This is a genomic window from Sphingomonas sp., assembly GCF_048594985.1.
Taxonomy (GTDB): Bacteria; Pseudomonadota; Alphaproteobacteria; order Sphingomonadales; family Sphingomonadaceae; genus Sphingomonas_I.
The window spans coordinates 1-3,803 of the sequence record NZ_JBMDXG010000107.1 but is presented as its reverse complement, the minus strand read 5'-3'; the positions used below and the strand labels follow the sequence as shown (position 1 = coordinate 3,803).

The 3,803-nt window shown below is 66.7% G+C and carries 3 protein-coding genes; all 3 read right to left on the bottom strand.

Annotation, left to right across the window (positions count from 1 at the left end; translation table 11 throughout):
- Positions 1-2,083, bottom strand: a 2,083-nt coding sequence (locus ACOJSF_RS04030) for a TonB-dependent receptor (RefSeq protein WP_420140939.1), incomplete at its 3' end; no start/stop codon positions are given.
- A gap of 143 nt (positions 2,084-2,226) precedes the next feature.
- A complete protein-coding gene (locus tag ACOJSF_RS04025) occupies positions 2,227-3,042 on the bottom strand; it encodes an inositol monophosphatase family protein (RefSeq protein WP_420140938.1) in 816 nt (271 codons plus the stop codon).
- 42 nt (positions 3,043-3,084) lie between these two features.
- Positions 3,085-3,648 carry an elongation factor P gene (gene efp, locus ACOJSF_RS04020; RefSeq protein ID WP_420140940.1) on the bottom strand — a complete coding sequence of 188 codons (564 nt, stop codon included), beginning with the start codon at positions 3,646-3,648 and terminating at the stop codon, positions 3,085-3,087.
- Between the last annotated feature and the right edge of the window lie 155 nt (positions 3,649-3,803).

Sequence of the window (3,803 nt, the reverse complement as noted above, 5' to 3'; positions counted from 1 at the left end):
GCCTGTTCCAGTCGGTGGCGATGAAGAACGCGCCATCGTCGCCGAACGGGATGTCGTAGCGGGCGGCCAGGTTGAGGGTGTACTCCGGCGCGTTCGGCAGCGGGTTGCCATCGATCTGCGCGAAGGTGTTGGTGCCGAACGGGCCTGCGACGCGGATGGTCGGGTCCTTGACCGTGCACACGACCACGCCGTTGAGCGCGCAGACCTGCGCATAGACGCGATTGTCCTTGATCTCGGTATGGAGGATGCTGCCCCCGGCGGTGATGGCCAGGTTGCGCATCGGGCGGAATTCGATATCCGCCTCCGCGCCATAGCCCACCGCCTTGTCGGCGTTGAACAGCACGCCATTGCCGTTGCTGTCATTGCCGTTGAGCTGGATGTCCTTCAGCCGCCAGACGAACCCGCTCGCGTTCAGGCGCAGCATGTTGTTGAACAGGCTGCTCTTGAACCCCGCCTCGCCCGACAGGATCTTTTCCGAATTGGCGGTGGTGAAATCCGAGTTGAACACGGCCGAGCGACCCTGGATCGTCGGCCCGCGGAAACCCGTCGCGACGCGGGCGTAGACGCTCAGGTCGGGATTAACCTGATAGAGCGCGCTCAGATCCCAGCTCGGCTCGCTGTCCGAAAGGCGGACGTAGCGGCGGCCGGCATAGGTGACGGCACCGGCGGCGGTGTCCGCGGTCTTGAGCAGGCGGGTCTTCTTCGTATCCTTGGTCTCGCGCGCGCCGGCGGTGAGCGTCAGGCGGTCGGTCGCCTTCCACGCAATCTGGCCGAAGACGGCGTAGGAGGTGTTGATGTTGCGCAGGCGCACCCAGTTGTTCGGGTTACGCGCGGCGGTCGTCAGGAAGAAGGCGCGCTGGTAGAAGTCGGTGGTGTCGCGGCTGTCGAAATAATAGCCGCCAAGCTGCCAGGTGACGCGCTGGCCGTCGGGGCTGGCCAGGCGGATCTCCTGCGGCCACTGGTCGAGGTCGCGGATCTGCCCCTGGCTCTGGCCGAACCCGTTGGGCACGCCGTTGACCGGGAAGTTCGCCGCGGCGCCACCGTCCGTGTCACCCCGGCTATAGCCCGATGTCGTCTCATAAGCGGTGATCGAGGTCAGCGTCACGCCGCCGAAATCGTAGGCGGCGTTAAGCGAGCCGCCATAGGTCTTATAGGACTGCGGGTTGTCGTTCGCCTCGTCGAACGCGACCTCCTTGCGCGACGCATCGCTCTTGTTCGATCCCTTGCGCAACGCGCCGCGCAGGAACAGCGTCGACGTACCGTCATAATCGCGCGCATGCGCCGAGGCGAGCAGCGACAGGCGCTCGGTCGGGGTCAGGAGGAGCTGGATGCGCGCGTCACGCTCGTCAAAGCCGCCCATCGCGTCCTTGCGCGGTGTCCGGGTGCCGTCGGCGCTGGTGCCGGCGAAGGTGTTGTCGACGTAATTGTCGCGGTGCTGGTACAGCCCCGACACGCGGATCGCGACCTTATCCTCGACCAGCGCGCCGCCGACGCCGCCGTCGAAGGTGACCGTGTTGAAGCTGCCATAGCTGGCCGACGCGCGGCCCTGCCACTCCTGGCTCGGGCGGATCGTGTCGAACTTAACGATGCCGGCCGGCGTGTTGCGGCCGAACAGCGAGCCCTGCGGACCGCGCAACACCTCGATCTGCGCGACATCGTAGACGGGGTTCGACTTGAGCACGACATGCTCGAGCACGACATCGTCCTGGATGATCGAGACGGGCTGCGACGCGCCGAGGTAAAAATCGATATTGCCGAGGCCGCGAATGTAGAAGCGCGGGAAGATGCGGCCGGTCGTCGTTTCGACGTAGAGGCCGGGCACGCGGCCCGACAGCGACAGCAGGGTGTCGTCGCCGCCGGTCGCGAAGGTGCGCGCGTCCGCCCCGCCGATCACGCCGACCGAGACCGGCACCTGATCGAGCCGCTCGGCCCGGCGCTGCGCGGTGACGGTGATTTCGGGCACGGCATCGGTCGACGGCGCGGCGGTCGCGGACACGTCCTGCGCCTGCACGGCGGTCGCGCACAGCAAGGCACCGATCGACGCGCCCAGCGCGAGCGTCGACTTCACATCAGCAATGTTCACGAAGAAGTTCCCCTTGGAAGGTCATGGCGTGGGGGCGTGTGGTCCCGCCCTCTTCGCCCTTCGCATCCCCTCGACACCGCCCGACATCCGGAGCGGAATTCGCGGACGGGGTTAGGCCGCGATCATGTCGAGTTTGTGACGAACTATTTCCGCAGCGCGGTCGCCACCAGCTTGTGAAGCTTGGAATGCAGGCTGTCATTGGCGGCGAGGAACTGGTTGCGCTCCATCGGCTGATCGCCGCCGCGATAATCGGTGACGAACCCGCCGGCTTCCTTGACCAGCAGCAGCCCCGCCGCGACGTCCCACGGCTGAAGCTGGCTTTCCCAGAAGCCGTCGAACCGCCCCGCCGCGACCCAGGCGAGATCGAGCGCGGCGGAGCCGAAGCGGCGGATGCCGGCCACCTCGGGCGCGATCGCGCCGAAGATGCGGCTCCATTCTTCGAAATTGCCGTGCCCCATGAAGGGGATGCCGGTCGCGATCAGCGCCTCGGTCAGGTCGCGCCGTGCCGACACGCGCAGGCGGCCGTCGTGCAGCCACGCGCCCCGCCCCTTCTCCGCCCAGAAGCTTTCGTCGGTGACGGGCTGGTAGACATAAGCGTGGGTGATCTCGGTCTTGCCGCTCGGCAGCGGCGCCTCGACCGCGATCGAGATGGCGAAATGCGGGATGCCGTGGAGGAAATTGGTGGTCCCATCGAGCGGATCGACGATCCAGCGCGGCTTGTCGGGATCGCCCGGCCGCGTGCCGCCCTCCTCGCCCAGGAAGCCCCAGTCGGGCCGCGCCTTCTTCAGCTCCTCGTAGAGCGTCTGTTCGGCACGCTGGTCGGCCTGACTGACGAAGTCGGCCGGGCCCTTGCGCGAGACCTGGAGCTGCTGGACTTCGCCGAAATCGCGGCGCAGGCGCGGGCCGGCCTTGCGCGCGGCGCGCTCCATCACGGTGATCAGGCCTGAATGGGCAACCATCACATATCTCCTCCCCTCCCGCGAGGGGAGGAGATCAAGGGATCAATCCGCGCGGCGGACATATTCCTGGCTGTAAACGTCGACGACGATGCGCGTGCCGCTCGAAATGTGCGGCGGCACCATCACGCGCACGCCGTTGTCGAGCATCGCCGGCTTGTAGCTGGACGAGGCGGTCTGCCCCTTCACCACCGCGTCGGCCTCGACGATCGTCGCTTCGACCGTGTCGGGGAGCTGCACGCTGATCGGCTCCTCGTCGTAGAGTTCCATCACCACGTCCATGCCGTCCTGCAGGAAGGCGGCGGCGTCGCCCAGCAGGTCGCGCGGCAGCGTGGTCTGGTCGTACGTGTCCTTGTCCATGAAGGTCAGCGTGTCGCCGTCCGCGAACAGGAACTGGAAGTCCTTGGTATCGAGGCGCACGCGCTCGACCGTCTCGGCCGAGCGGAAGCGGACATTGTTCTTGCGGCCGTCGCGCAGGTTCTTGAGCTCGACCTGCATATAGGCGCCGCCCTTGCCGGGCTGCGTGTGCTGGATCTTGACCGCGCGCCAGATGCCGCCTTCATATTCGATGATGTTGCCGGGACGGATGTCCACGCCGCTGATCTTCATGACAGTCTCGTGATTGGAAAGAGCAGGTCGCGGCCCTGAGCGTCCCCCCGCCTGCCCGGCAAGGATCGGGTATGGATTGACCGCCCGCCCCTGCCACCAGCGGTCGCCGCCGGCCATCGCATGGATCTCGTAATGAAGGTGCGGCGCATCCTCGC